The 377-nt window shown below is 41.6% G+C and carries 1 rRNA gene and 1 other annotated feature (1 of these 2 running past the window's edge); the gene reads left to right on the top strand.

The annotated features are described in order from the left end of the window. Positions 1-112 (top strand) — a sequence feature (mutual gap in cmsearch alignment for this rRNA model is longer than 100) (it extends 2720 nt beyond the left edge of the window). A 164-nt stretch (positions 113-276) separates the two neighbouring features. Then, positions 277-377 (top strand): 5S ribosomal RNA (gene rrf, locus ACNI3T_RS13810); the annotation flags it as partial.

Below are 377 nucleotides of genomic sequence, written 5' to 3'. Positions count from 1 at the left end.
ACAAGATGAGATTTCTTTAAAGGACCGTGGGAGACTACCACGTTGATAGGCTATAGGTGTAAAGGCAGTAATGTCATAGCCGAGTAGTACTAATAATCCGTAAAGCTTGATGCGCGATGGCTCTGAGGCCGCAAAACCTCAGAGCCGCCAAATGCTTATTTTATAGTTGTAGTACAGGTACTTGTAACTTTTTTGTTTCTTTAATTATGTCAACGATATTAGTTCTAATCTAAGTAATTAGAACAGTTTTAAGCTCGAAGCTTATAACTTACCTTTTAAGGTGGCTATAGCAACGGGGCTCACCTCTTCCCATCCCGAACAGAGTAGTTAAGCCCGTTAGCGCAGATGGTACTGCTGTATTGTGGGAGAGTATGTCG

Source organism: Christiangramia qingdaonensis, from assembly GCF_048381525.1.
Classification (GTDB): Bacteria; Bacteroidota; Bacteroidia; order Flavobacteriales; family Flavobacteriaceae; genus Christiangramia.
The sequence above is the reverse complement of the archived record's forward strand: the minus strand, read 5'-3'. Positions and strand labels throughout refer to the sequence as shown.